At 72.8% G+C, this 26,026-nt stretch carries 18 protein-coding genes; 14 read left to right on the top strand and 4 right to left on the bottom strand.

What is annotated here, in order from left to right; all coding sequences use genetic code 11:
* Positions 1-2 precede the first annotated feature (2 nt).
* The 3 genes from AQJ64_RS12080 to AQJ64_RS12070 all read left to right on the top strand — a co-directional run bounded on the left by AQJ64_RS12080 (position 3) and on the right by AQJ64_RS12070 (position 2,923).
* Entirely contained in the window at positions 3-998 is a 996-nt protein-coding gene (locus AQJ64_RS12080; RefSeq protein WP_055632227.1) for a carbohydrate ABC transporter permease, read from the top strand.
* 62 nt (positions 999-1,060) lie between these two features.
* Positions 1,061-1,825 carry a carbohydrate ABC transporter permease gene (locus AQJ64_RS12075; protein ID WP_240512496.1) on the top strand — a complete coding sequence of 255 codons (765 nt, stop codon included), beginning with the start codon at positions 1,061-1,063 and terminating at the stop codon, positions 1,823-1,825.
* A gap of 42 nt (positions 1,826-1,867) precedes the next feature.
* The gene (locus tag AQJ64_RS12070; RefSeq protein ID WP_055632225.1) at positions 1,868-2,923 is read left to right on the top strand and encodes an endo-1,4-beta-xylanase; all 1,056 of its coding nucleotides are present in this window, start codon (positions 1,868-1,870) and stop codon (positions 2,921-2,923) included.
* Here AQJ64_RS12070 and AQJ64_RS12065 read toward each other — a convergent pair.
* The 3 genes from AQJ64_RS12065 to AQJ64_RS12055 form a co-directional block, all read right to left on the bottom strand.
* Positions 2,920-3,999 (bottom strand): LacI family DNA-binding transcriptional regulator, encoded by a 1,080-nt coding sequence (locus tag AQJ64_RS12065; protein WP_055632224.1) that lies wholly within the window; start codon positions 3,997-3,999, stop codon positions 2,920-2,922. The genes AQJ64_RS12070 and AQJ64_RS12065 overlap by 4 nt on opposite strands.
* A 201-nt stretch (positions 4,000-4,200) precedes the next feature.
* Entirely contained in the window at positions 4,201-4,389 is a 189-nt protein-coding gene (locus AQJ64_RS12060) for a DUF5999 family protein (protein ID WP_055632223.1), read from the bottom strand.
* A gap of 374 nt (positions 4,390-4,763) precedes the next feature.
* Positions 4,764-5,357 (bottom strand): hypothetical protein, encoded by a 594-nt coding sequence (locus AQJ64_RS12055; protein WP_055632222.1) that lies wholly within the window; start codon positions 5,355-5,357, stop codon positions 4,764-4,766.
* A 581-nt stretch (positions 5,358-5,938) separates the two neighbouring features.
* On the opposite strand from AQJ64_RS12055, the gene AQJ64_RS12050 reads away from it, so the two are divergent.
* Positions 5,939-7,456, top strand: coding sequence for a glutamate-cysteine ligase family protein (locus AQJ64_RS12050; RefSeq protein ID WP_055632221.1), 1,518 nt, complete (start codon positions 5,939-5,941; stop codon positions 7,454-7,456).
* Positions 7,457-7,627: 171 nt separating this feature from the next.
* Entirely contained in the window at positions 7,628-8,413 is a 786-nt protein-coding gene (locus AQJ64_RS12045) for a CPBP family intramembrane glutamic endopeptidase (RefSeq protein WP_055632220.1), read from the top strand.
* A 12-nt stretch (positions 8,414-8,425) separates the two neighbouring features.
* Here the strand turns inward: AQJ64_RS12045 and AQJ64_RS12040 are convergent, their stop codons facing one another.
* Positions 8,426-9,238, bottom strand: a complete 813-nt coding sequence (locus AQJ64_RS12040; RefSeq protein WP_055632219.1) for a PhzF family phenazine biosynthesis protein — start codon at positions 9,236-9,238, stop codon at positions 8,426-8,428.
* A gap of 224 nt (positions 9,239-9,462) precedes the next feature.
* Between AQJ64_RS12040 and AQJ64_RS12035 the strand changes: the two genes are divergently transcribed.
* From AQJ64_RS12035 to AQJ64_RS11995, 9 genes are all read left to right on the top strand, one after another.
* Positions 9,463-12,243 (top strand): winged helix-turn-helix domain-containing protein, encoded by a 2,781-nt coding sequence (locus tag AQJ64_RS12035; protein WP_055632218.1) that lies wholly within the window; start codon positions 9,463-9,465, stop codon positions 12,241-12,243.
* Positions 12,244-12,553: 310 nt separating this feature from the next.
* On the top strand, positions 12,554-14,356 hold the full coding sequence (locus AQJ64_RS12030; RefSeq protein ID WP_055632217.1) for a phage tail sheath subtilisin-like domain-containing protein: 1,803 nt from the start codon (positions 12,554-12,556) through the stop codon (positions 14,354-14,356).
* A gap of 10 nt (positions 14,357-14,366) precedes the next feature.
* The gene (locus AQJ64_RS12025; RefSeq protein WP_055632216.1) at positions 14,367-14,888 is read left to right on the top strand and encodes a phage tail protein; all 522 of its coding nucleotides are present in this window, start codon (positions 14,367-14,369) and stop codon (positions 14,886-14,888) included.
* A gap of 9 nt (positions 14,889-14,897) precedes the next feature.
* The gene (locus AQJ64_RS12020; protein WP_055632215.1) at positions 14,898-15,626 is read left to right on the top strand and encodes a T4 family baseplate hub assembly chaperone; all 729 of its coding nucleotides are present in this window, start codon (positions 14,898-14,900) and stop codon (positions 15,624-15,626) included.
* Positions 15,619-16,335: a hypothetical protein gene (locus tag AQJ64_RS12015; protein ID WP_055632214.1), complete on the top strand. Its 717-nt coding sequence runs from the start codon at positions 15,619-15,621 to the stop codon at positions 16,333-16,335. Before AQJ64_RS12020 ends, AQJ64_RS12015 begins: the two co-directional genes overlap by 8 nt.
* Positions 16,332-17,519, top strand: a complete 1,188-nt coding sequence (locus AQJ64_RS12010) for a Pvc16 family protein (protein ID WP_055632213.1) — start codon at positions 16,332-16,334, stop codon at positions 17,517-17,519. Before AQJ64_RS12015 ends, AQJ64_RS12010 begins: the two co-directional genes overlap by 4 nt.
* Positions 17,519-19,489, top strand: a complete 1,971-nt coding sequence (locus tag AQJ64_RS12005; RefSeq protein ID WP_055632212.1) for an ATP-binding protein — start codon at positions 17,519-17,521, stop codon at positions 19,487-19,489. The genes AQJ64_RS12010 and AQJ64_RS12005 overlap by 1 nt, the downstream gene beginning before the upstream one ends.
* A complete protein-coding gene (locus AQJ64_RS12000) occupies positions 19,486-19,728 on the top strand; it encodes a hypothetical protein (protein ID WP_157880849.1) in 243 nt (80 codons plus the stop codon). The genes AQJ64_RS12005 and AQJ64_RS12000 overlap by 4 nt, the downstream gene beginning before the upstream one ends.
* Positions 19,725-26,018: an eCIS core domain-containing protein gene (locus AQJ64_RS11995; protein WP_055632210.1), complete on the top strand. Its 6,294-nt coding sequence runs from the start codon at positions 19,725-19,727 to the stop codon at positions 26,016-26,018. Before AQJ64_RS12000 ends, AQJ64_RS11995 begins: the two co-directional genes overlap by 4 nt.
* The last annotated feature ends 8 nt before the right edge of the window (positions 26,019-26,026 follow it).

Raw genomic sequence — 26,026 nt, 5'->3', positions numbered from 1 at the left:
GGATGGCCTCGACCTACCTCCCGGACAAGCGCAGCGCCCCGGACACCGGCCGACCGCCGCCCCTCCCCGCGGCCGCCGGCCGGACCCGCCGCCGGGTGCTGCACTGGCTCACCGCCGTCGGCTTCCAGGTGCCCGCCCTGGTGCTCTTCGGCACGCTCGTGCTGCTGCCGATGCTGTTCGCGCTGTACGCCGCGTTCTTCCGATGGGGCGGCTTCGGGATGCCCGAGGACTTCATCGGCGGCGACAACTTCACCCGCCTCTTCCAGGACCCGGTCTTCCTCGGCGACCTGTGGCGCTGCCTCGTCCTGGTCGGACTCTCCCTGCTGCTCCAGCTGCCGTTCGCGCTCGCCCTCGCGGTCGCCCTCAACCAGCGGATCCGCGGCCGGGCCGTCTACCGCATGCTGTTCTTCGCGCCGTACATCCTCTCCGAGGCGATCACCGGCGTGCTGTTCAGCATGATCTTCGCCCCCGACGACGGACTGGCCGACCATCTGCTGGGCGCGGTGGGCCTGGACGGGCTCGGGGGGCAGTGGTTCGCCGACCCCTCCACCGTGATGGCCACCCTGTTCCTGGTCATGACCTGGAAGTACTTCGGCTTCCACATGATGCTCTACCTGGCCGGACTCCAGTCCATCCCGGCCGAGTTGACCGAGGCCGCGCTGATCGACGGGGCCGGGCCCTGGCAGCGGTTCCGCAGCGTCACCCTGCCGCTGCTCGCGCCCACCCTGCGGATCAGCGTCTTCCTGTCGGTGATCGGCTCCATCCAGCTCTTCGACCTCGTGTGGATCGTCACGGCCGGCGGCCCCGACCATCACTCCGAGACGATGGCCGTGACCATGTTCCAGTACGGCTTCAAGCGCTACCAGGTCGGCTACGCCAGCGCGATCAGTGTGGTCATCTTCGGCATCAGCCTCGTCTTCGCCCTGGCCTACCAGCGGTTCGTGCTCCGCCGCGATCTGGAGGGCGCCACCACGACCATGCGAGGAGGCGGCTCGTGAGCGTCCGCAGAAGAGGCCGGACCCTTCCCGTGCACGCCGTACTGGTGGTCGTCGGCGCCGTGATGGCCGTACCGCTGCTGTACGCCGTGCTGTCCGGCTTCAAGTCGACCGACCAGCTCTCCCGCAACCCCTTCGGGCTGCCCGACCCGTGGGTCACCTCCAACTACACCGACATCCTCGGCTCGGGCTCCTTCTGGCAGCTGCTCGGCAGCAGCACGGTGATCGCGGCCGGGACGACGGTGGTGGTGGTCGCGGTGTCCGCGCTCGCCGCGTTCTCCTTCGCCCGGTTCGCCTTCCGGGGCCGTGAGCTGCTGTTCACGCTGTTCACGATGGGCCTGATGTTCCCGTTCGCGGTGGCGGTCCTGCCGCTGTTCCTGCTGCTGCGCTCGATGGACCTGCTGGACAACCCGCTCGGGGTGATCCTGCCGCAGGCGGCCTTCGGGGTGCCGATGACGATCGTCATCCTGCGCGGCTTCTTCCGGGAGATACCGGCCGAGCTGGAGGAGGCGGCGACCCTCGACGGCTGCGGGCCGCTCGGCTTCTTCTGGCGGATCCTGCTGCCGATGGCCCGGCCCGCGCTCGGCACGGTCTCCGTGCTCGCCGTCGTCGCCAGCTGGAACAACTTCCTGCTGCCGCTGCTGGTCTTCAACGAGCCCTCCTGGTGGACGCTCCCGATCGGTGTGCAGCAGTTCCAGGGCCAGTACTCCTCCGAGTACGCCCGGATCTTCGCCTATCTCGTCCTCGCCATGGTTCCCGCCCTGGCCTTCTACTCCGTCGCCGAGCGCCAGCTCGTCGGCGGTCTCGCCACCGGCGCCACGAAGGGATGACCCGCGCCTGCCCACGCCCCACCGACCGTGAGGAGTCGCACCATGTCCAGCACCGTCCGCACCCGGCTGAGACTCGCCGGAGCACTCGCCGCCGTCCTGGTCGCCGCCGGGATCGCCGGCGGGCCCGCCGCCCAGGCCCACGAGAAACCCCGGACCACCCTCGCGGACCTGGCCCAGCGCCACGGCCGCTACTTCGGCAGCGCCACCGACAACCCCGAACTCACCGACACCGCCTACACACGGATCCTCGGCAGCGAGTTCGACATGATCACCCCCGGCAACGGCATGAAGTGGTACGCCACCGAGCCGCAGCAGGGCGTCTTCGACTGGACCAAGGGCGACGAGATCGTGAACCTCGCCCGGGCGAACCACCAGAAGGTGCGCGCCCACACCCTCGTCTGGCACAGCCAGTTGCCCGGCTGGCTCACGGGCCGGGAGTGGACGGCCGACGAGCTGCGCGCCGTACTGAAGAACCACATCCAGACCGAGGTGCGCCACTACCGGGGCAAGGTCTACGCCTGGGACGTCGTCAACGAGGCGTTCAACGAGGACGGCACCTACCGCGAGACCGTCTTCTACAAGACCCTCGGCCCCGGCTACATCGCCGACGCCCTGCGCTGGGCCCACCAGGCCGACCCCCGGGCCAAGCTGTACCTCAACGACTACAACATCGAGGCCGTCGGCCCGAAGAGCGACGCCTACTACCGCCTGGCCAAGGAGCTGAAGGCACAGGGCGTCCCGCTGCACGGCATCGGCCTCCAGGCCCATCTCGCCCTCCAGTACGGCTATCCGACCACCCTGGAGGACAACCTCCGCCGCTTCGCCCGCCTGCGCCTCGACACCGCGCTCACCGAGGTCGACATCCGGATGCTGCTGCCCGCGACCGAGGAGAAGCTGGCCCAGCAGGCCGAGTGGTACGGCGATCTGACCGAGGCCTGCCTCGCGGTGCGGCGGTGCGTCGGCATCACGGTCTGGGACTACACCGACAAGTACTCCTGGATCCCGGCCTTCTTCCCCGGCCAGGGAGCCGCCCTGCCCTGGGACGAGCAGCTCGCGCCGAAGCCGGCGTACACGGCGATCCGGGAGGCGCTCGGCTAGGGGGCGTCTCCCCGATCTTCGAGGATCCGGGAGACGCCCTCGCCCTTCGGCGGTGCCGTGCTCGAGCGGATCACCAACTCCGTGCCCAGTTCCACCCGCGGCGAGTCGGGGTGCTCGCCGCGGGCCAGGCGCAGGACCGTGCGGGCGGCCAGCTTGCCCATGTCGGCCAGGGGTTGGCGGACGGTGGTCAGCGGCGGCGCCGACCAGCGGACCTCCGGAAGGTCGTCGAAACCGACCACGCTCATGTCCTCCGGGACGCGCAGACCGCGCCGGCGCAGCGCCTCGATCGCGCCGAGGGCCATCTGGTCGCTCGCCGCGAAGAGCGCGGTCGGCGGTTCGGGGAGGCCGAGGAGTGCCGTGCAGCCGGTGAAGCCCGACTCGGGGTGGAAGTCGCCGGGGACGACGAGGCTTTCGTCGACGGAGAGGCCGGCCGCCTCCAGGGCGGCGCGGTAGCCGTCGTGGCGGGCGCGGGAGCACAGCAGCCGGGGCGGGCCCGCGATCAGGCCGATGCGGCGGTGGCCCAGGGCCAGCAGATGCTGGGTGGCGGCGAGGCCGCCGGACCAGTTGGCGGCGCCGATCGTCGGGGTGTCGAGGGCGGGGGAGCCCATCGGATCGACGATCACCAGCGGGACGTTCAGGATGCGCAACTGCTCGTGCAGCGTGGGCTCCAGGGCCGAGGTGACCAGGATGACGCCGTCGGAGGCGCGGGCGCGCAGATTGCGCATCCACTCGCGGGCGTCCCCGGAGCGGCCGTGGATCGCCGAGACGACGGTGCCCACCCCGGCCGCGTGGGCGACCTCCTCGACCCCCCGGATGATCTCCACCGCCCAAGGGCTGTCGAGGTCGTTGAAGACCAGGTCGAGCAGGGCCGCGCGGGTCGCGGAGGGGGTGGCGGGGCGTTTGCGGTAGCCGTGTTCCCGCAGCAGTTCCTCGACGCGCGCCCGGGTGCGCGGGGAGACGTCGGAGCGGCCGTTGACCACCCGGGAGACGGTCGGCACCGAGACACCGGCCCGGCGGGCGATCTCCGTGATGGTGACCTTGCCCCGGCCTGCGGATGCCGTGTCGTCCGCCGTCATTCCCCCACCTCCGTCGCCTCGTTCCGGGCGCGGTGCCGAAACTTCCAGGAGTCTTCCGGAAAACGCGTGCGTACGGAAGGGAAGGCGGAGGCTACGAGGAGTGAGCGCCCCCGGACACGCGTCGGGGCCGGTTCGCAGCGGCTGGCTGCGGTCCGGCCCCTCGAAGACCCCGGACGGCGGTCCCGCGCCGTCCGGTGCTGCTCAGGCTGCGGTCACGACCCGGTGCGGGGCGATGACCTGGCCGTCCGGCAGGAGCTCACCGGTGTCCTCGAAGAGGAGGACGCCGTTGCACAGCAGGCTCCAGCCCTGTTCCGGGTGGTGCGCCACGAGCCGGGCGGACTCCCGGTCGGCGGAGGTTGCTGTCGGGCACGGCGGCTGGTGCTGGCACATGGATGGGTTCTTCCGCTCTGGCGTGATGTGTGTGGTGAGTGTGGTCGAGTCTGTCCCGCGGCGTGAAGCGTCGTGTACGTCGTTCATGGCCGCCCCCCGTTGTGATAAGTCGGTCGGAACCCAGTGTTGCCCCACGGACGTCGTTCCGCAGGGATTTGGCGGCACCGCCTCTCACAGGTTCATGACGCATCACCCGCGCGGGCGGTTCATCTCAACCGCACTGTCACTTCGGGTGGTTTTCCGTGGCCGGATAGGGCTAGTCCGGACGGGGAAGCGGGGACGAACACCGCGGACGGCACCGTACCCCGGCACCGGGCCGTGGTGCCGGGGTACGGGGTACGGGCGACTGCTGTCCGCGGGTCCGCGGTACGGCGTCAGGCGGGCGAACCCAGCAGGGGCGGCGGCGCCGACGGGGGCACCCGCAGGGTCAGCACCGGGAGCAACTCGGCGACGCGGTGGGCGCGATGGGCGGCGATCCCGGGCGGCGCCGGGGCCAGCGGCACCAGCAGATCGGTCGCCGCGGGATGACCGGTGGTGCCGTCGGATTCGGTGTCGCCGTGCAGCCAGAGCGTGAGCATGTAGAGCCCGGGGACCGACAGCAGCCGCGCCTGGTACGGCTGGGTCGCCGACTCGGCCTGCCGCAGGGCGCGTTCGGTGGAGGCGATGTAGGGGCCCTCGAAGAAATGGGAGAACGCCCAGCCGTCCGGGGTGAGCCGGGTCTCGGCCGCTGCCACGGCCCGGTCGCCGCAACGGATCAGGAAGCGCCAGCCGGCCAGCCGGGTCGCGGACACGCCCTCGGGGGTGATCCGGTCCAGGACGTGCAGCGGCAGCGGGAGTTCGGGGGTGGCCTCGTCCTGGGCGGAGCGCAGGGACGGAGTTCGGGCCTCACGGACCGCGGTGGGGGAACCGAGGGCCGTGAGGACGGAGCGAAGGGCGGGCGCGGGAGCCGGAGGGACGTGCAGCGGCATGATGGGTCGCCTCTCATTCACAGGCGGTGGCGCGAGGGCGGGGGCGGACGGCGCTGTCAGCTAGCTCTCGTGAAGGTCGGAGAGGCAGGGGCCGGGGTCTTCGGACAGCCGGGGTGCGCAAGCGGCCTGCCGCCACCTGGACGACAGGCTCCTCCGACCGCGGGGCCCACCTTCTCCGCCTTGTGCGAGGAGTTTATACGACGCGTGTTCAGACTGTGTTTCGTCTAGCCGATTCCGGGACACCCGACAAGAGTCCATTCGGTCGGCGATACGTGTGAATCATCCCGATTCAGGGCGGCGGGCGCCGCGATGACCTCGGGTTATGCGCACGCTATGGTCGGCCCATTCTCGTCGGACTTTTTCACGAGTTCCCGAGTGCGAGTTCCGGGAGTTAGTGAAAGAGTGGTCCGCCGCTTGCCCCGTGAATGTGCCTCCGGTCAGTCCGGGCGCTTCCGGTCAGCCTAGCGGGTGGCGGGAGCCGACGGGGACGTTATCGATCGGTCCGGCTGGGCATCATCCCACCTGACCCGGGAGACCGGCGGCCGGATGACCGGCCCGCCCATGCGAGGAGGGACGCTTCGATGGGGGAGAAGGTCGTGGCGGGCGCGTTCGACCTGTCCGATCGGCAGCAGTACCGCGACAAGCTCCGAAGGTGCCTGACGGGGCTGGAGCGGCTTCTGGCCCAGAAGCGCTTCGACCGGCCGAAGAACCTCATGGGGCTTGAGATCGAGCTGAATCTCGCGGGCGCCGACGGCCTGCCGAGAATGCTGAATGGCGCAGTGCTCGAACGGATCGCGAGCCGAGATTTCCAAACAGAACTCGCCATGTTCAACCTGGAAGTCAACATAGCTCCACACCGATTGGGCGGGCGGGTATTCGACCGGCTCGCCGAGGAACTTCGTACGTCACTGGCATATGCCCATCGAAAGGCGGGCGAGGTCGACGCGGGAATCGTGATGATCGGTATTCTGCCGACCCTCGACCGTGACGATCTGGTCTCCACCAATCTTTCCGACGTCGACCGCTACGCCCTCCTCAACGACCAGATCGTGGCTGCCCGGGGCGAGGACTTCGCCCTCGACATCGAAGGCGTGGAGCATCTGTCGTGCACCTCGAAGTCGATCGTCCCCGAGGCCGCCTGCACCTCCGTGCAACTGCACCTCCAGGTCACCCCGGCCCGCTTCGCCGATGTGTGGAACGCGGCGCAGGCCGTCACCGCCGCGCAGATCGCCGTGGGCGCCAACTCGCCCTTCCTGTTCGGCCGCGAGCTGTGGCGCGAGTCCCGGCCCCCGCTGTTCACACAGGCCACCGACACCCGGCCGCCCGAGCTCCAGGCGCAGGGCGTACGGCCGCGGACCTGGTTCGGGGAGCGGTGGATCGGCTCGGCGTACGAGCTGTTCGAGGAGAACCTGCGCTACTTCCCCGCGCTGCTGCCCCTGTGCGACGCGGAGGATCCGCTGGAGGTGCTGGAGGCGGGCGGGGTCCCCTCGCTGGCCGAGCTGGTCCTGCACAACGGGACCGTCTACCGCTGGAACCGGCCCGTGTACGGCATCGCCGACGGCGTCCCCCACCTCAGGGTGGAGAACCGGGTGCTGCCCGCCGGGCCCACCGTGACCGACGTGATCGCCAACGCGGCCTTCTACTACGGCGTCGTCCGCGCCCTCGCCGAGGACGCGCGGCCGGTGTGGTCCCGGCTGCCGTTCGAGGCGGCCGAGGCGAACTTCGACGCGGCCTGCCGGTACGGCATCGACGCACGGTTGCAGTGGCCGCGGCGCGGGCGGCTCGGGGGAGTGGGCGAGGTGGACGCGGTCAGTCTCGTACGGGAGGAACTGCTGCCGCTCGCGGAGGCCGGGCTGGACGCGTGGGGGGTGGAGCCGGCCGATCGGGACTACTACCTCGGGGTGATCGAGGAGCGGTGCCGGCGGCGGGTGAACGGGGCGACGTGGCAGGTGGCGACGTTTCGGCGGGCCGTGGAGTCGGGGTTGTCGCGGGACGCCGCGCTGGCCGCGACCACGCGGCGGTACGCGGAGCTGATGCATGCGGGGGAGCCGGTGCACACGTGGCCCGTGGGGTTGCCGGAGGTGGTGGGAGTGCGGTGAGGTTCGGGGGCGCGCGGGCCTGAGTGCCTTGTGCGGGGCGATGGGGGTTGACCGCGCGGTTCCCCGCGCCCCTTCAGGTCGGCATGCGCGCGTCGGCCGTTGGGCCAGGGGCGGTTCTCCTTGCTTTCGTGGCATCGGGCAAGCTGTTGTGTCCCTTGAACGGAAGCGGGTGTGCGGGTGGGCGAGGTGTACGACGAGCGGCCGTCTCGGCGGATCTTCCGGGACGAGACGCTGCTTGTGCTGGGGCTTTCGCTCGGTGCCAGCGGAGTGTCCGCGCTGATCAGTTTCATCGGATCGGTCACCAAGCCGGGCGGGCTGAAGGACCAGGCGGCGACGCTCAACGCCTCGGCCGCGCCGGGGCGGCCCTGGCTGGACCTCGCCTGGCAGCTCTTCGGGATCGCCTCGGCGCTGGTCCCGGTGGCGCTCGTCGCGCATCTCCTGGTGCGGGAGGGCCAGAGCGGGCTGCGGACGCTCGGCTTCGACCGCAGCCGGCCCTGGTGGGACCTGGGGCGCGGCGCCGGTGTCGCGGCCGTCATCGGCAGCACCGGCATCGCCTTCTACCTGCTGGCCCGCGGGCTCGGCTTCAACCTCACCGTCGTCCCCGAGGCCCTGCCGGACGTGTGGTGGAAGTACCCCGTGCTGATCATGTCGGCGCTCCAGAACGCGATCCTCGAAGAGGTCATCGTGGTCGGCTATCTGCTGCGCCGCCTCGGACAGCTCGGCTGGACGCCGGGCACGGCGCTGGTGGCCAGTGCCGTGCTGCGCGGGTCGTACCACCTCTACCAGGGCATCGGCGGGTTCATCGGCAACATGGTGATGGGCGTGGTGTTCGTCCTGCTGTACCGGCGCTGGGGGCGGGTGGGGCCGCTGGTGGCGGCCCATTCGCTGCTGGACATCGGCGCGTTCGTGGGGTACGCGCTGCTGGCGGGGAAGGTGTCCTGGCTGCCCACGGCCTGAGCCGCCGACCGCTCACCAGGCCAGCAGCTCGCCCTCGATGACGGTCACCGCGCGGCCGGTCAGCATGGTCCGCTCGCCGCGCAGTTCGGTGCGGACGCGGCCGGAGCGGGGGGAGGCCTGGAGGCCGGTGAGCGCGGTACGGCCGAGCCGTTCGCTCCAGTACGGGGCCAGCGCGGTGTGGGCACTGCCGGTGACCGGGTCCTCGTCGATGCCGAGGTTCGGGAAGAAGCAGCGGGAGACGTAGTCGTAGCCGAGGGCGGGGTTCTCGGCGCGGGCCGTGGCGATGATGCCGCGCCGGGAGTGGGCGCCGAGCGCCCCGTGGTCCGGCCGCAGGGCGTGCACGGTCTTCTCGTCGGCCAGCTCGACCAGCAGGTCGCCCAGGTGGGGACCGGTGTCGAGGACGGTGAGCGGTTCGGCGCCCAGGGCCTCGGCGACCCCGTCCGGCAGTTCGACCGGGGTGAGCGGAGCGGTCGGGAAGTCCAGGGTGATCGAGCCGTCCTCGGCCGGGGTCGCGACGAGGACGCCGCTGCGGGTGGCGAACCGCACCGGGCCGGTGTGGGCGCCCGTGCCGAACAGGACGTGGGCCGTGGCCAGGGTGGCGTGGCCGCACTGGTCGACCTCGGCGACGGGGGTGAACCAGCGCAGCGCCCAGTCCGCCTCGCCGCCCGGCGGGAGCGGGTGGGCGAAGGCCGTCTCGGCGTGGTTGACCTCCAGGGCCACGTTCTGGAGCCGGTCGTCGCCCGGGAAGGCGTCGAGGAGCAGGACCCCGGCCGGGTTTCCGGCGAAGGGACGGTCGGTGAAGGCGTCGACGATTCGCATCCGCATGGCGGTGACGGTAGGGGGCCGGCGGAGCCGCCGGCCAAGGCCAATCGAGGACGCGTGGACCGGTTCTTCCGGGCCGCCCGGGACCGCCACTGTCGGGCCCGGTGGCGCCAGGCGCCCGGCGGCGGGCATCTGACCTGCGGTTTCCTCCCGCTGCGCGGGAGCGCGGTCCCTGCGATGCTGGAGGAGGCGAGCGCTACCCACGATCGACACCGGGCGGTGAGCGCATGGCAGGGTTCGAGGAAGACGGTGCGGAGCCCAAGGCTCCGGGAGCCGACGCCCCGGGCGGGACGGCTCCGGGGGCCGATCCGCAGGGGGATCCCTATCTGCGGACGCGGTTCGCGATCCCCGCGCGGCCCGCGACGTTTCTGCGCCGCAAGCGGCTGCTCGGGCATCTCGACCAGGCCCTGAGCACCCCGCTGACCATGGTGAACGGCTCCGCCGGCGCGGGAAAGACCCTGCTGGTCGCCGACTGGGCCGCCGAGCGGGAGCCGTCCGTCGCCTGGTTCACCACCGAGGCCGCCGACCAGGGCCCCGGCATGTTCTGGGCGTATCTGCTCCAGGCGCTGCGGGCCGCCGGGGTGCCGCCGCCCTCCGGGGTCGGCAGCCCGGCGGACGCCAGCCGGGTCACCCACACCCTGCTGGCGCGGCTCGCCGCCGACCTCAGCGCCCGCGAGCGGCCCGTCACCCTGGTCCTCGACGAGTACGACCAGGTACGCGACCCCGACATCGCCCAGCAACTGGAGTTCGTCCTGCACCACGCGGGCGGCGGTCTGCGTCTGATCCTCGTCACCCGCACGGAACCCCTGCTGCCGCTGCACCGCTACCGGGCCGCCGGGCAGCTGACCGAGATCCGGGGCGCGGAGCTGGCCTTCACCCCGCAGGAGACGGCCGAACTGCTCGCACTGCACGGGCTGCGCCTTCCCCTGCCCGCGGCCGGCGCGCTGGTGGAGCGGACCCGGGGCTGGGCCGCCGGGCTGCGCCTGTGCGCCCTCGCCGCGCAGGAGAGCCCGGATCCGGAGACGTATCTGAAGGAGTTCGAGGCCGACCGCAGCACCGTCGCCGACTTCCTGCTGGCGGAGGTGCTCAAGCAGCAGAGCCCGGAGGTCCAGGACCTGCTGCTGCGGGTCAGCGTCCTCGAACGGCTCTGTCCCGAGCTCGCCAACGCCCTGACCGAGCGTGCCGACTCCGAGCCGATCCTGGCGGGGCTGCACCGGGAGAACGCGTTCGTCGAGGACCTCGGGCACGCCTGGTACCGCCTCCACCCGCTGTTCGGGGAGATCCTGCGGGCCCATCTGCGGGTGCGCGCGCCCGGTCTGGAGCCGGAGCTCCATCTGCGGGCCGCCCACTGGTTCGGGCGGTCCGGACTGCTCACGGAGACCCTCGGGCACGGGGCGGCGGCGGGCGACTGGGAGTTCACCGCGAGCGCCCTCGTCGACGACCTCGCGATCGGCCAGCTCTTCACCGGTCTGCGCTCCGACGAGTTCGTCGAGCTGTTCTCCCACATGGGCCCCGAGGCCGGCAGCACGGCGACGGAACTCGTCCGGGCGGCCCGGGACCTGTCGCGCTGCGATCTGGAACACGGGCTGGCTCATCTGCGGGAGGCGCAGCGGGCGTTGGCGGAGAGGGAGGCGGCGGGCTCCGCGGACGCGGGCTCTCCGGGTACGGCCCCTGCGGACGCGGATCCTCGGGAGGCGGGCGGCTCGCCGGGCGACGCCTCCGTCCCCGACGAGGCCGCCGCCCGGCTCAGCTGCGCCCTGCTGGAGGCCTCCGCCGCCCGGCTGACCGGCTCGCCGACGCGGGCGGAGGCGGCCGCGGCGGACGCCGAGAAGGTACGCGGACAGGTCCCCGCCCATCTGCTGGCCAAGCACCCCGAACTCACCGCGCTGCTGCTGACCCATCTGGGCTCGACCCGGCTGTGGGCCGGGCGGTTCGAGGAGGCGCGGGCCGCCCTCACCCCCGCCGCCGACTGTCCCGGCGGAGCTTCGACGGCGCTGCTGCGCGAGGACGCCCTCGGCCGGCTGGCCCTGATCGACTGTCTGGACGGCTGGGCCGGCCGGGCCGAGCGCAAGGCCCGCGCGGCGATGGCCGAGACGGAACGGTTCGGACTGCCCCGGTCGGCCGGCTCCGGCATCGGGCTGCTCGTCCTGGCCGCGGTGGCCGTCGACCGCAACGAACTGAACGAGGCGCAGGCCCTGCTCGACGCGGCGGCCGAGTCGCACCCGGCACTGCGGGACCCGGTGATGGAGGCCGGCCGCGCTCTCGCCACCGCCCGGCTGCGTCTGGCCCGCGGCGACACCCGGGGCGCGCTCGACGCGGTGCGGCCGGCCGTCACCGCCGAAGTCGTCTCGCCCTGGGCGGCGGGGCAGTCGGCGCTGGTCGCCTCCGCCGCGCATCTCGCCCAGGGACGGCCCGAGGCCGCCGTACGCCTGCTGCGCGAGGTGCCCGAGGACCAGCTGGCGTGTGCCGTGGAGGAGGCACGGGCCCGGCTGGCCGCCGGGGAGCCCGGCGCTGCCGTCGAGCTGCTCGACCGGACGCGCCCCGAGGACCACTGCGGGCCCGCGGTGACCGTCCGGGCCACGCTGGTGCGGGCCCGGGCCGCCGAGCGGAGCGGCGATCCCGCCGCCGCGCGCCGGCTCGTCGCCCGGGCCCTGCGCGAGGCGCGCCGCGACCGGCTGCGCCGGCCCTTCCTGGAGACCGGCCCCTGGCTGCGGCCCCTCCTGCGCACCGGCCCCCTCCAGGAACTGGCCGGCGGCTGGCTCACCCCCGGCGCGCCCCCGCCGCCGCCCGCCGAGGATGCGCCCCCGGTGGTCGTGGAGGAGCTGAGCGGACGTGAGCGCGATGTGCTGCGACGGCTGGCGATGATGATGTCCACCGAGGAGATCGGGGCGGATCTGTATGTGTCGGTGAACACGGTCAAGACCCACCTCAAGAGCGCCTACCGCAAGCTCGGGGTCAACCGCCGCCACGACGCGGTACGCCGGGCACGGGAACGCGGACTGCTCTGACGGCGCGCCGCGCATCGAAGGCAAGATCGCAATTGATTATAAAGTCGGGTTGTCAGGTAGTTGCGCAATGACCTCGGCTAATCATGGAAATTACGATGAGTGGTTGACCCTGACGCTGTGTGCATGTTACTTATGGTGTCGGTCGATATAGGTCGACACAAATCTCTCGGGGGAGGGGTACGGGGCAGGGGAATCTTCTTTCTGATCGTCGCTTTCCTTCGCGTATTCACGCGCGATTTTTCAGTGCATTGCCTGGGGGGCCGTCGCTGCGTGCCTCCATGCCTAAAACACAAAGGGGAATGGAGAGGGTATGGCGACGTCTGTCTCGTATCCCGGGGTGTACATCGAGGAGTTGTCGAGCGCGGTCCGCACGATCACCGCGGTGACGACGTCGGTGACGGCGTTCGTGGGGGCGACCCGGCGCGGGCCGATCGACGAGGCGGTGACGATCACCAGCTTCGCCGACTTCGAGCGGCAGTACGGCGGCCTGGACACGAAGAGCCTGCTGAGCTACGCGGTGCAGCAGTTCTTCCTGGCGGGCGGCTCGGTCGCGGTCGTCGTCCGGGTCGCGAAGGGCGCCGAGCCGGCGTCGAAGGACATCGCGGCGGGCGGCGAGCCGAAGGCACTGACGGTGACCTCGCGCGACGCCAGCGACTGGGGCAACGGGCTGCGGGTCGCGATCGACCCGGGCACGACCGACGACACGTTCGGCCTGCGCGTGCTGGACGCCTCCGGAGCGGTGCTGGAGCGCTACCGCAACCTGTCGATGAGCCCCGACGCGCCGCGCTTCGTCGAGGCCGTCGTCAACGAGTCGTCGTACATCGACGTCAAGGCGACCGGTGAGGCGGTGCCGGACTTCTCCGGCACGGTCTCGGCACCGGTCGACACGCTGCCGGACCTGGCGGGCAAGAAGCTCACCGCGGCCGTCGGAGGCGTCGAACCGGTCGAGATCACGCTCTACACCGCCTCCGACACCAAGCCCGCGTCACTGACCGCGCTCGGCCTGCTGCTGGAGCGCAGACTGCGAGCGGCGTCGCCCGACAGGGCCTTCACCAGGGCGGACGTCGACGTGGCCGGCAAGCGGCTGCAGGTGCTGGCCGGGACGGCGGGGGCCACGATGACGCTCACCGGCGAGGTGGCGAACGCGCTCGGCCTGACCACGGCGCACGCGACCGCCTACGCGTTGGAGGACGGCGACGACGGCGACCCGCCGACGGACGCCGAGTTCCGCGGCAGCGAGGCCGACAAGACCGGTATGCAGGCGCTGCGGGAGGTGCCGGACGTCAACCTGCTCTGCCTTCCCGACCTGGCCGGGCAGGACTACGCGGGTGACGCGATCGGCGTGATCGCCACCGCTGTGGAGCTCTGCGAGGACAAGCGGATGCTGCTGATCGTCGACAGCCCGCCGGAGTGGACCACCATCGAGCAGGCCCGCACCGGGCTGCCGGCGTACGACGCGGTCCGCAGCGACCACGCGGCGCTGTACTTCCCGCACATCACGATGACCGACCCGCTGACCGGACGGCTGCGCAGGTTCCCGCCGTCGGGAGCGATCGCCGGGCTGATGGCCAGGACCGACGCCGAGCGCGGCGTGTGGAAGGCGCCCGCCGGCACCGATGTGCGGCTGACCGGCGTGCGCTCGATGAGCGTCAGGATGTCCGATGCCGAGAACGGCCTGCTCAACCCGCTCGGGGTGAACTGCCTGCGGAGCTTCCCGATCGTCGGCCCGGTGGTCTGGGGCGCGCGCACCCTCCTCGGCGCGGACGCGCTCGCCTCGGAGTGGAAGTACGTCCCCGTCCGGCGGCTGGCGTTCATGCTCGAGGAGAGCCTCTACCGCGGCCTGAAATGGGTGGTGTTCGAGCCCAACGACGAGCCGCTGTGGGGCCAGATCCGGCTGAACGTCGGCGCCTTCCTGCACACCCTGTTCACCCAGGGCGCGTTCCAGGGCACCGCGTCGCGCGAGGCCTACTTCGTGAAGTGCGACAAGGACACCACCACCCAGGACGACATCAACCGCGGCATCGTCAATGTGATCGTCGGTTTCGCGCCGCTGAAGCCGGCCGAGTTCGTCGTGGTGAAGATCGAGCAGATGGCCGGCCGGATCGAGGTGTGAGGAATTCAAAATGGCAGAGTTCACTGTCAACGCGCAGCGGTTCGACCCTTACAAGAACTTCAAGTTCCTGGTGCTCTGGGACGGAAAGACCGTCGCCGGGTGCAGCAAGATCAGCCCGCTGAAAAGGACGACCGAGGTGATCAAGCACCGGAACGGCGGCGATCCCAGTTCACCGAGGAAATCCGCCGGCCGGACCGAGTTCGAGGCGATCACCATCGAGCGCGGCGTCACCCACGACCCGGAGTTCGACCGCTGGGCGAACAAGGTCTGGATGGTCGGCCAGGGCCTCGGCAGCGAGTCCTCGCTGAAGGACTTCCGCAAGGACATCGTGATCCAGGTCCTCAACGAGGCCGGGCAGGTGGCGCTCGCGTACAAGGTGTACCGGGCGTTCCCGTCGGAGTACCAGGTGCTCGGCGAGATGGACGCGAACGCGAACGCGGTCGCGATCCAGCACCTGAAGCTCGAGTGCGAGGGCTGGGAGCGGGACCTGGAGGTCGCCGAGCCGGCCGAGCCGTCGTACCAGATTCCGTAAGGGCGCGAGGTGGCTGCCCCGACGGAGCTGCTCGCCGCCTGGGAGATCGGGCTCACGCTGCCCGCCTCCTCGGCCCAGCGGGCGGTACTCCTGCACGCGCTCGCCCGGCCCGGGCGGACGGCCGACGAACTGCTCGGCGTTCCGGTCGGGACCCGGGACGCCGAACTGCTCGGCCTGCGCGCCGCGCTGTTCGGCGACGTCCTGTCGGTCCGGATCGGCTGCCCGGCGTGCGGTGCGGACCTGGAGTTCGACGTCGACGCGACCGGCCTGGCGGCCCCCGCGCCCGCGACCGAGCCGGAGCCGCTGACCGACGGCGACTGGACCGTCCGGTTCCGGCTGCCGACGCCCGCCGACCTGCTCGCGGTGCGGGACCGGGCCGCGGAGGATCCACGACGCGGGCTCGCGGCCCGGCTGGTGCTCGAGGCGCGGCGCGGTGACCGGGCGGTACCCGCGGACCGGCTGCCGGAGCGCGTCGTCCACCTGCTCGCCGAGGCGGTGGCGGCGGCGGATCCGGCGGCCGACATCTCGTTCGCCATGGCATGCCCGGACTGCGGGGAGCAGGTGCGGACACAGCTCGACATCGCGACCTATCTGTGGGACGAGCTGGACTCCTGGGCCCGTACGACGCTCGCCGACGTACATGCGCTGGCCTCCAGCTACGGGTGGACCGAACCCGACGTACTGGCGCTCTCACCCCTGCGCCGCCGCTACTACCTGGAGCTGGCCGGACATGGCTGAGACACGGACACCGGACCTGTTCGACCGGCTGCTCGCCCGCACGGGGACGGTGAGCCGGCCGGACGCCGTGGCGCCGCTGGCACGGCCGCGGACGGCGATGCCGTACGAGCGGCTGCCGGCCGCGGCGCCGACCGAGACCGAGGCCGAGACCTACGCCGCCGCCCCGTCACGGCCGGTGCCGGAGGCCTCGGCAGCACGACAGGCGACGGCACAGGCCGGCCCGCAGCGGGCAGCGCCCGCGCCCCGACCGTCGGTGCTGAGCCGGATCGAGCGGACCCTGCGGTCGATCGAGACGGTGCGCACCGTGTCCCCGGGGGCGCCGAGCCGGGAGCAGGGCGCCGCGCCGGATGTCCTGCGGAGCGTCGTGGAGCGACTCGTGCCCTCCGCGGCCGCGGCCGCGGAGGCCGTGGAACAGCCGTTGTATCGACGACCCGTCGCGGACACCCCGGCGCGGACCCCGTCCGTCCGGCCCGCGGCCGCCGCACCGACGAGGTCCGCGGCCCTTCCCTCCGCGCCACGGACCGCCGGTGAGGTCCGGCGGCGCGAGGCGCAGGCCGCACCGGCCGAGCCGTCGGTCCAGATCACCATCGGCCGGCTCGAGGTGACCACAGCCGCGCCCGAACCGAAGCGGGAACGCGACGGCCGGACCGGACGTCCCGAGCCGGCCGTGGGCCTGGCGGCCTTCCTGGACCGGCGGGAGGCGAGGTGAGCAACTACCTGGCGATCGCCCAGGCCACGGAGGCGCTGCGCGGCCTGCTGGCCCGCTCCGTGCAGTCCGACGTGCCCTACGCCGTACAGGTGGAGGCGCGCAGGCCGCCGAGCGAGCCCGTGACCGAGCCGACCATCACGGTGTTCTGCTACCGGATCACCCCGAACGCGTCCCGGCGCAACGCCGACACGCCCACCCGGGACGGTGCCGGGCGGCTGCTGCGGAGGCCCACGGCGGCCTACGACCTGCACTACCTGATCAGCTGCTACGGCAACGAGACCCAGCTGGTGCCGCAGGCACTGCTGGGCTCGGTGGCGCGCACGCTGCACGAGCAGCCGGCGCTGTCCGCGCACGACCTGGAGACCGCCGCCGGGCAGGCGTTCCTGGCCGGCGCCGACCTCGCGGCGTCGCCGCAGGCCGTCCGGCTGACGCCGTCGAAGATGGATCTCGAGGACCTGTCGAAGCTGTGGTCGATGCTGATCCAGACGCCGTACACGCCGTCGATCGCGTTCGAGGCGTCACTGCTGCTGCTCGAGAGCCGGCGGACGCCGGCCGCCGGCCGCCCGGTCCAGGAACACCGGGTCCGGGTGGTCCCGGGCCGGCGCCCGGTGGTGGAGGAGCTGCGCAGCCGCCCGGCCGGCTCGGACGCCGAGCCGCGGCCCGGACCGGTGCCGGTGGGCCACGAGGTCGTGCTGACCGGGCACGACCTGAACGGCGAGAAGGTCACCGTCGACGCCGGCGGCGAGCCGGTGGACCCGTCCGCCGTCGACGACGGCCGGGTGGTGTTCACCCCGCCCGCCGGCCTGACCCCGGGGGTGCACCCGGTACGGGTGCTGCACGAGGTCGCCCTCGGCGACTCGGTCCGGATCCTCGACTCGAACGAGATCGCGATGGCACGGCAGGCCACCGTGACCGCGTCCGAGGTCACCGACGGCCGGGTCCTCGCCACCCTGGACATCGCGGTCGGCGACCGGCAGCGGGTGTCGGTGCTCCTGGACGAGCTCGACGGGCCCGGCAGCCACCACTTCGACGCGGCGTACCCGCTGCCCGGTCCGCGGAATGCGAAGGCGGTCGAGGTCGCGACGGAGGGCGTCGCCGCCGGCAGCTATCTGCTGCGGGTGCGGATCGACGGCGTCGACACGGCGGTCGCCGAGGACCTGCGCACGCCGGCGGTGGAGTTCTGATGCACGACGACGGGCGCGAGGTCGACGCGGCGGTCATGGCCGCGGCCGTGGCCGACGTCCTCGCCCGCCTCGACGCGCACGCCCGGGCCGCGGCCGACAACGCGGCCGACAACGCGGCCGACGGCGCCGCCGTCCGGCGGCGGCGCCGGTCCCGGCACGCGGCGGCGGACGCCGGTGACGGCGGGACCCCGGAGGACGGCCGCGGCGAGCCTCCGTCGTACGACGAAGGCTCGCTGGCGACGGTGGTCGCCTGCTTCGGGCTGACCTCCTTCGAGCGGGACCTGCTGGTGCTGTGCGCGGCCATGGAGCTGGGGCCGACGGCGGCGGCGCGCTGTGCGGCGGCGGGCGGGCGGGAGTTCCCCACCTTCTCGCTGGCCCTCGCCGCGCTGGCCGAGCCGCACTGGAGCGCGCTGACGCCGGACGCGCCGCTGCGCCGGTACCGGCTCGTGGAGGTCGCCGACGAGGGGGTGCTGACCACCGCGCGGCTGCGGATCGACGAGCGGGTGCTGCACTTCCTGCTGGGAGTCTCACAGGTCGAGCCGCGGCTGCAGGGACTGGTCGCGCGCACCGCCGTACCCGGCCGTCTGCCGGAGTCACAAGCGCGGCTGGCGGCGGAACTGGCGGCGGCGGTGAGCACCGACCGGGTGGCGGCGCTGTCCGGTGGCGACCTGCAGACCCGGCGCGAAGTGACGGCCACCGCGGCGCTGGCGGCCGGTTTCGCGACGTTCACGCTGTCGGCGGCCGATCTGCCGGCCGAGCCCGCGGACCGCGCGGTGCTGGCCCGGCTCTGGGAGCGCGAGGGCGTCCTGCTGCCCGCCGTGCTGCTGGTCGAGGTCTCCGAGACGACACAGGCGGCGGCCGCGGAGGCGTTCGTGGCGATGCTCGGCGTGCCGGTCGTGCTGTCCGGCCAGGACCCGCTCACCGCGGCCGCGACGCACCGCGCGCAGCTGGTCGTCGAGCCGCTGGAGCAGGCCGAGCAGCGCGAGCTGTGGCGCGCCGAGCTGGACGGCCGCGGCGGCGACGTCGACGTGGCGGGACTCGTGGCGCAGTTCAGCCTGCCCGGGCATGTGATCCGCTCCGCCGGCGCGGTCGCCCGCAAGGCCGGCGGCGACCTGCGGGCGGCGGCCTGGCGGGCGGGCCTGGCGCACGCGCGGATCGCGCTCGACGAGCTCGGCCGCCTGGTGGAGCCGGGGGCGGGCTGGGACGACCTGGTGGTGCCGGAGCGGCAGCGCAGGATCCTGCGCGAGATCGTCGCGCACGTCCGGCAGCGCGCCACCGTCTACCAGGACTGGGGTTTCGAGGACGTGCTGCGGCGCGGGCTCGGCGTCACCGCGCTGTTCGCGGGCGGCAGCGGCACCGGCAAGACACTGGCCGCCGAGGTGGTGGCGGGCGCGCTCGGGCTGGACCTGTTCGTCATCGACCTGTCCCAGGTGGTCAGCAAGTACATCGGCGAGACCGAGAAGAACCTGCGCCGGATCTTCGACGCGGCCGAGCGCGGCGGCGCGGTGCTGCTCTTCGACGAGGCGGACGCGCTGTTCGGCAAGCGCAGCGAGGTGAAGGACTCGCACGACCGGTACGCGAACCTCGAGGTCAGCTATCTGCTGATGAGGATGGAGTCGTACCGGGGCCTGGCGATCCTGACCACGAACCAGAAGAAGGCCCTGGACCACGCGTTCCTGCGGCGTCTGCGGTTCGTGGTGGACTTCCCGTTCCCGGACGTGGCCGAGCGGGCCGAGATCTGGCGCCGGGTGATCCCGCCCCAGGTCCCGGTCGACGGGGTCGCGGTCGAGCGGCTGGCGCAGCTGACGGTGGCCGGCGGCAGCATCCGCAACATCGCGCTGTCGGCCGCCTTCCTGGCCGCCGACGAGGGCACCGAGGTACGGATGCGGCATCTGCTCGCCGCCGCGCACACCGAGTACGCCAAGCTCGAGCGCTCGGTCACCTCCACGGAGGTGGCCGGATGGGTGTGAGCCTGCACGTGGACGAGCTGGTGATCCGCGGCGTCGACGGTGTGCGACGCGCCGACGCGGACCGGATCGCGCGCGCCTTCACCCGTGAGCTCACCCGGCTGCTGACCGAGCAGCCGCCGACCGCCGAGTCCGTGTCGTACGACGTGCTGGGCGGCCTGCGTCCGCTGCCCGCCACCACGTCCCCGCGGCGGCTCGGGCGCGAGCTGGCGCGTGCCGTGCACCGGGAGCTGGTGCGATGAGCGCCGTCACGCCGGTACGGCAGCAGCAGCCGGAGCCGCCCCGCCGCAAGCGCGCGAAACGGTCCACGCCGCTGCGGGAGAAGTGGGCACGACGCACACCGCCGTCGCCGGACGCCGTGCTCGCGCAGGCCGGGAAGCCGTTGGAGCCGGGGGTCGGGCGCGCGATGGAGGAGTGGCTCGGTCACGACTTCAGCGCGGTCCGGATCCACAGCGACCGGGACGCCGCCGCGCTGGCCGCGCTGGTCGGCGCGGACGCCGTCGCCGTGGGCCAGGACATCTTCTTCGCCGCGGGTAGGTACCGCCCGGAGACCGCCCAGGGACTGCGGCTGCTCGCGCACGAGCTCCTGCACACCGTGCAGATGCCGGACGCGCCCGGCCGACTGCGGCTCGGCCGGCAGGACGGCACGCTGAGCCGACCGCTGGACGGGGTCGAGCGCGAGGCCGAGGAACGGGTGGACCGTGCCTACGGCGACCGGAGCGCGGCGGCCGGGGGCGGCGGCGAGCGGGCGGTGACGGAACGGGGCGCGCAGCCGGTGTCGTGGCTGCGGTTCATCAGCGTCGACGTGTCCCAGCTGCGGGCCGAGCAGCTGGACCCGGCGGCGCTGGTGGACCGGATCGTCGCCGGCGTGGAACGTACGCTGCGGGGCGACCCGGCGGACGCGGCGGGGCGCGTACGGCAGCAGCTCGTACGGCTGGCGCCGGAGCTGCGGTCCGCCGTACTGGACCGGCTGCGGCAGCGGCTGCCGTCGGCCGACTACCTGCGGGTCGAGCAGCTGGTGGTCGCGGCCGAGACGTCCGCGGGCACGCCGGTGGACACCGCCGTGGTACCGGAGCCCGTGGTGGAGCCGGCCGAGCGGGAGCGGACCGAGCGGCGCGACCGGGCCGAGCAGAAGGCGGGCGACGAGCGGGGCCGCGCGGACCTGGACCGCGACGGACGGGACGAGGAGCGGCAGGGAGCGGAGGACCAGGACCGGGAGCGGGCCGGGCAGGACGCGGCACGCAAGGACGAGCGGGACGAACGGGACGCCGAGCGCGAGAAGGGTGTGGCGTTCGACGACCAGCGCCGCAAGGACTCCGCCGAGGAGGACCGGCAGAAGCGCGAGGACGAGGAGCACCGCAAGGCCACCGAGAAGGGTGAGCGGCCGGCGGCGGAGGGCGAGGAGCAGCCCGCCGCCGAGGACCGGCCGGCTCAGGCGCAGGCAGCGGCGGGCGGTGCGGCCGAGCCACCGGCGGTGGCCGCACCCGGGGCCGGGACGGACGGGGCCGGGCCGGAGCCGATCGGTCAGGCGCCCGTCGTCGGTGCCCAGGTCGGGACGGCCGCCCCGGTCGGCGGCTCAGGCGCGGACCCGGTGCGCGAGGACCGTGCGGAGGAGGCCGCGAACGACCCGCAGGGCCCGCTCGCCCGGCACGGGCTGGCGAAGGAGAAGGGCGGGCGGGACGAACCGCCGGAGCAGGAGAAGCCGCTCCACACCGAGGCCGGTGCGGAGTCCGAGGTGCCGGCGCCGGAGGCGGCCGCCGAGCCCGAACCGCCGCAGCAGGCCGCCGACCGGGCCGAGCAGGAGGCCGGAGCGGACAGGCCGGCGCCGGACCCGGTACCGAAGACCGACCCGGACCTGTCCGCGGTGCCGACCGCCGACGAGGAACTGAAGGCCGCGCAGGGGACCACGCCGCCGAGGCCGCGCGAGCTGCCGAGCATGCCCGCGCCACCGCCGGTCGAGGCCGAGCCGCGGGATCTGGACCGCGCCGAGCAGGCCGAGCAGGCCGCCGAGCCCGAGCTGGAGCGCGCGGACGCTGAGGCCCCACAGGACAGGGCGGTTCAGGCCGAGGGCGAAGAGGCCGCGTCCGATTCGCCGGGGACGGCGTCCGCGGTCGAGGCCACCGCGGCCGTGGGCGGGTCCGGCGGGCCGGCCGAAGCCACCCCGGCCACCCCGACCGCCACCGCGGCACCGGCCGCCGCCGAACCTGCCGCGACCGCTGCCGGTCCGGCCTCGGCGGCGCCGGCTGCCGCACCCGCCACGGCCGCGCCCGCGGTCGCCGGGGACTCCGTCGGCCCGGCGACCGGACCTGAGACGCTCGGCCGGGAAGCGGACGGCGCCGGCCCCGGTCCCGCCGGCACCTCGGCCGTATCGCGCGGTACGGCACTCGGGCCGGGCGCGCGTGTCCCGGGTGAGCCGCGGCCCACCGAACCGATGCCGGGCGACCCGCAACTCGCGGAGGCCGCACCCGGCGGCGGCCCCGTGGCAGCGCAGTCGGCGGCGCCCGGACAGCCGGGGCCCGAGGGTGCCGCTCCCGGCGCCGGACCCGAGGGCTCGCTGGAGACCGGCGGCGGCGGATGCGCCGGAGCGCCGGCGGCCACGACGGAGACCGACGCCCAGGGAGGCGGCTGCGGGGGCGGGGGCGGCGCACCGGCCCCGGCCGAGAGGAAGCCGCAGGCGCAGCCGCCGGACGTCTCCGGCCAGGAGCCGACGGCCGCGCTCGCGACGATCTCGTCCCAGCCACCGGCCCGGATGCCGCAGGCACTCGGCGGCGTCGACCAGGCCGTGAGCACCACGGTCGGCCAGGAGCACCAGGACCTCCGGGACGCCCCGCCGACGCTCGAACGCCCGAGCGGCGCCCCTCGGACACAGACCGGTGCCCCGCAGACCGGTGAGCCGGTGTCCACCGCGGTCGAGCCGATGACGGAGGTGACCCCGCGGACGCTCGCCGCGCAGCGCGAGGCCCATCCGCCCCCGACCGCGAACACCCCGAACCCCGCGATGCGGGTCAGGGAACCGGTCGTGGCCGGGGGCCATGAGGACAAGGCCAGTGACGCCGAGATCCAGCAGCTCCAGGGCGCGGTCAACGGCGTCCCCACCACTGACGACCGGCTGTACACCACCGTCGGCGCCGCGCCCAGGGTCAGGCTCGAGGGCGGGACCGACCCGGCGCTCGCCGACGAGCAGCACCGGCAGACCGAGGACCGCATCAACCGGACGCACGCGCTCGGCCGGCAGGACGCGGCGGTCGGGCTCGGCGAGGACCGGATCTACCCGGACGCGCCCGGGGAGACGCTCACCGCCTCGGTGCCCGGCCGCACGCCCGCCGGCGGTGCGCCCGCTGCGGCAGGCGGTCCGGGAGCCGGCGGGACGGATCCGGACACGGTGTCGGCGGTCGCCGTACAGGAACGCGGCCCGCAGATCCAGGCGGGATTCGCCGACGGCCAGGGCCGGATGGGCCAGGCCCGGCAGGACAGGCAGAACCAGTCCGACCAGGCGAGGGCGGACAACCGGGCCCAGGTCCAGCAGGCGATCGCGGAGAACGGCGACCAGCAGGCCGCCGTACGCCAGGAAGCACGCGAGGACGCCGCCGGCCGGCGCGGCGAGTGGCGTGACGAGCAGGACAAGGCGGTCGAGGACAACACCAGGACCGCGACCGGCGCGCACGCGAAGGCCCGCGAGGACGCCGGTGCGAAGAAGACCGAGGCCGACGCCGACATCGACAAGCGCAGGAACGAGGACAACGAGCGGATCGGGCGGGAGCGCAAGGCCGCCGAGGAGAAGGCCCGCAAGGAGCGCGAGGCCAAGAAGCAGGAGTCCTCCGGCTGGTGGGGCTGGGTCAAGTCGAAGGTCAAGGCGGCGTTCGACGCGCTCGTCTCGGTGATCAAGGGCCTGTTCGACCTGGCGGTCAGGGCGATCGACGCGATCAAGGAAGGCTTCAAGAAGGCGGTCAACGGTCTGATCGACCTGGCCGCGAAGGCGATCACCGGCATCATCAAGGGCCTCGCGAACGTGCTGCTGGCCGTGGTGAGCGTGATCGGCACGGTCTTCCCCGGCATCGCGGAGAAGATGCGCAAGGCGATCGTCTCGATGCGCGACGCCGCCGTCGCCAAGGTGCAGCAGCTCGCCGACCGGCTGAAGAAGGCGGTCAACGCGCTCATCGACGCGCTGGCCGGCGCATTGGTCGCGGTCCTGCGGGTGTACGAGAAACTGCTGCTCGCGGCCGTCGAGGTGGTCCGCGGCGTCGTGATGAAGGCGATCGAGTTCGTCGACTCCGCGATCAAGCTGCTGGGGGAGGTCGCGGCCCTGGTCAAGGACATCGCGCCGGACCCGATCGGCTGGATCCGCAAGCTCGGCGCCGCGGCCAAGGAGGGCGTCCGCACCTTCCTCTGGGGCGCGATCAGGACCGCGGTCAAGGCGTGGTTCAACGAGAAGGTCGAGTCCGTCGTCGGCATCGGCAAGCTGCTGTGGAACGTGCTGGTGAAGGGCTGCATGTCGGTCGCGCAGATCGGCAGGATGGCCTGGCAGGCGATCGTGAAGTCGCTGCCCGCGATGATCATCTCGATCGTCATCGAGAAGCTGATCGGCCTGATCGTCCCGGCCGCCGGCGGCATCATCGCGATCGCCCAGGGCGTGATGGCGGCCTACCAGAGCATCAGCAAGGTCATCGCCGCGTTCAGCGCGTTCCTGACCTTCCTGAAGGCGGTGAAGGCCGGTGGTGTGGCGGCGGCGTGCCTTTTCGCGAACGCCGTCGCGGCCGGTGCGGTGGCGCTGCTGGAGTTCATCACGAACTTCCTGATGGCGCGGATCGGGAGGGCCCTGAAGGGCGTCGGCACAAAGCTCAAGGGCATCGCCGAGAAGATCATGAAGGGTCTCGGCCGCGGCGCCCGCGCCGTCAAGAAGGCCGCCGGCCGGGCGGTCAACGCCGCCCGCGAGGCGGTACGGCGCGGGGTGACGGCCGTCAAGGGCGGTGCCGTCGCCACCGCCCGCGCGGTCAGGCGCGGCGTCACCGCGGGCGCGCGGGCGGTGCGTTCGGGCGCGCGTCGGGTGGGCGCCGCGGCCCGGAGCGGTCTGCGCGGGGCGGCGGACGGCGTACGACGTGCGGCGGGCGCGGTCGGCCGGGTGGTCGGGCCCGCGCTGAAGACGGTCAACCGGACGATCAAGCGGCTGGGCGGCAAGCTCGCGAACAGCAGGCTCGGCCGCGCGCTGAAGGCGAGCGCCCGCAAGCTCAAGAACCTGGTGGCCAAGGGCAAGGAGAAGTTCAGGGACTGGCGCAAGAAGGTCGCGGACCGGCGTAGGCAGAACCGCCGGGACAGGAAGAAGAAGCCCCAGGAGTCCAAGGACGCCCGGCTGGCGCGGATCGTCGCGCGGATCCGACCGACGGTGAAGCGACTGCTCGACCGCGGCATCGGCCGGAGGATCATGAGCGGGGTCCTGCTCGGGCTGCGAGCGTGGTACCGGCTCTCGGACCTGGCCGCGTCAGCCGGACGGCACTTCGACGTCAAGGCCTGGCTCAACCCGGTGACCGCGGTGATCGCGGGCATCGAGTTCGACCCGAAGGCGCTGGTCAGCCACTTGCACCGGGTTGCCCGAGCGATCATCGAGGAGGGCCGCCGCTCGGGATCGCCGCACGTGGAACGGACCAAGGCGCACAGCCAGACCAAACGCCGCCTGACTCCGCAGGAGCAGGCACAACTCCCGGTGAAGAAGCAGCGCGAACTCATCGAGGTGCGGCCGGGTGCTCGCGGACATGACGTGCAGGCTGTGATCGATCGCGATCCCAAGGCCAATCCCGCCACGCAGAGCATCATTCGCTATCTGGACGAAGGGCATGGCTACAGCCACGACGTGAAACGGAAGCAGGGCGGGCGGTGGATCACCGAGCCGGTTTCGAAGAAGCGCATTCAGGTCGGTGCGGATCCGCAGAACCAACTGGTTCTCATGGAGGATCCGGAGTCCCGCAGGCTGCGTGCGCTGAGATACTCGGAGCTGTCGGAGAAGATCGCCGGGACTGACCCCCGTCAGCAGCGGCGCATCGCGATGGGTGCCTTGGCCAGACTGGGGGGCAGGACACCGGCTGGGTCGGAGGCCGGAGTCTCCGACGAGTTGTCCACCTGGATCGTGCACGCCGAGGCTCGCAGGAACCCTGCGGCGCTGGCGACGTCCGCTCTCGCGCTGGACACCGTGGCCAGCACCCCGCGGGACAAGGGCATGCCCGATCTGGAACGCGTGACCCGTGACCTTCCGATGGCGCCGCAGGGCGCCCAGCAAAGCGCCCGCGACCTCGACAAGGTGCTCGCCGACCCCGGCAAGAGCCTGGACGACGCGCCCAAGGGGGCCCGTGAGCTCGCGCAGGCCGAGATCAATGTCGTCAAGCTCTGGGTCGAGACGCTCAATATCGTCACGGACGACGACACATCGGCGAAAGACGTCCAGAAACGTCTCGAGAAGGCTATCGAGGAACGTTTGTTCGATATCTACGCTCTGACGCCGACCGAGAGAAGCTCCGTTCGAAGGGAAGTGGGCTCGCGATGACAATCTTT

This window comes from Streptomyces griseoruber, from assembly GCF_001514205.1.
In the GTDB taxonomy this organism is placed as follows: Bacteria; Actinomycetota; Actinomycetes; order Streptomycetales; family Streptomycetaceae; genus Streptomyces; species Streptomyces griseoruber.
This window is presented reverse-complemented; position numbering and strand designations above follow the sequence as displayed.

Excerpts from the sequence above, each read along its gene's own strand:
- AQJ64_RS12080 (WP_055632227.1), top strand. The coding sequence starts at position 3 with ATGGCCTCGACCTACCTCCCGGACAAGCGCAGCGCCCCGGACACCGGC.
- AQJ64_RS12075 (WP_240512496.1), top strand. The coding sequence starts at position 1,061 with ATGGCCGTACCGCTGCTGTACGCCGTGCTGTCCGGCTTCAAGTCGACC.
- AQJ64_RS12070 (WP_055632225.1), top strand. The coding sequence starts at position 1,868 with ATGTCCAGCACCGTCCGCACCCGGCTGAGACTCGCCGGAGCACTCGCC.
- AQJ64_RS12065 (WP_055632224.1), bottom strand. The coding sequence starts at position 3,999 with ATGACGGCGGACGACACGGCATCCGCAGGCCGGGGCAAGGTCACCATC.
- AQJ64_RS12060 (WP_055632223.1), bottom strand. The coding sequence starts at position 4,389 with ATGTGCCAGCACCAGCCGCCGTGCCCGACAGCAACCTCCGCCGACCGG.
- AQJ64_RS12055 (WP_055632222.1), bottom strand. The coding sequence starts at position 5,357 with ATGCCGCTGCACGTCCCTCCGGCTCCCGCGCCCGCCCTTCGCTCCGTC.
- AQJ64_RS12050 (WP_055632221.1), top strand. The coding sequence starts at position 5,939 with ATGGGGGAGAAGGTCGTGGCGGGCGCGTTCGACCTGTCCGATCGGCAG.
- AQJ64_RS12040 (WP_055632219.1), bottom strand. The coding sequence starts at position 9,238 with ATGCGGATGCGAATCGTCGACGCCTTCACCGACCGTCCCTTCGCCGGA.
- AQJ64_RS12035 (WP_055632218.1), top strand. The coding sequence starts at position 9,463 with ATGGCAGGGTTCGAGGAAGACGGTGCGGAGCCCAAGGCTCCGGGAGCC.
- AQJ64_RS12030 (WP_055632217.1), top strand. The coding sequence starts at position 12,554 with ATGGCGACGTCTGTCTCGTATCCCGGGGTGTACATCGAGGAGTTGTCG.
- AQJ64_RS12025 (WP_055632216.1), top strand. The coding sequence starts at position 14,367 with ATGGCAGAGTTCACTGTCAACGCGCAGCGGTTCGACCCTTACAAGAAC.
- AQJ64_RS12015 (WP_055632214.1), top strand. The coding sequence starts at position 15,619 with ATGGCTGAGACACGGACACCGGACCTGTTCGACCGGCTGCTCGCCCGC.
- AQJ64_RS12005 (WP_055632212.1), top strand. The coding sequence starts at position 17,519 with ATGCACGACGACGGGCGCGAGGTCGACGCGGCGGTCATGGCCGCGGCC.
- AQJ64_RS11995 (WP_055632210.1), top strand. The coding sequence starts at position 19,725 with ATGAGCGCCGTCACGCCGGTACGGCAGCAGCAGCCGGAGCCGCCCCGC.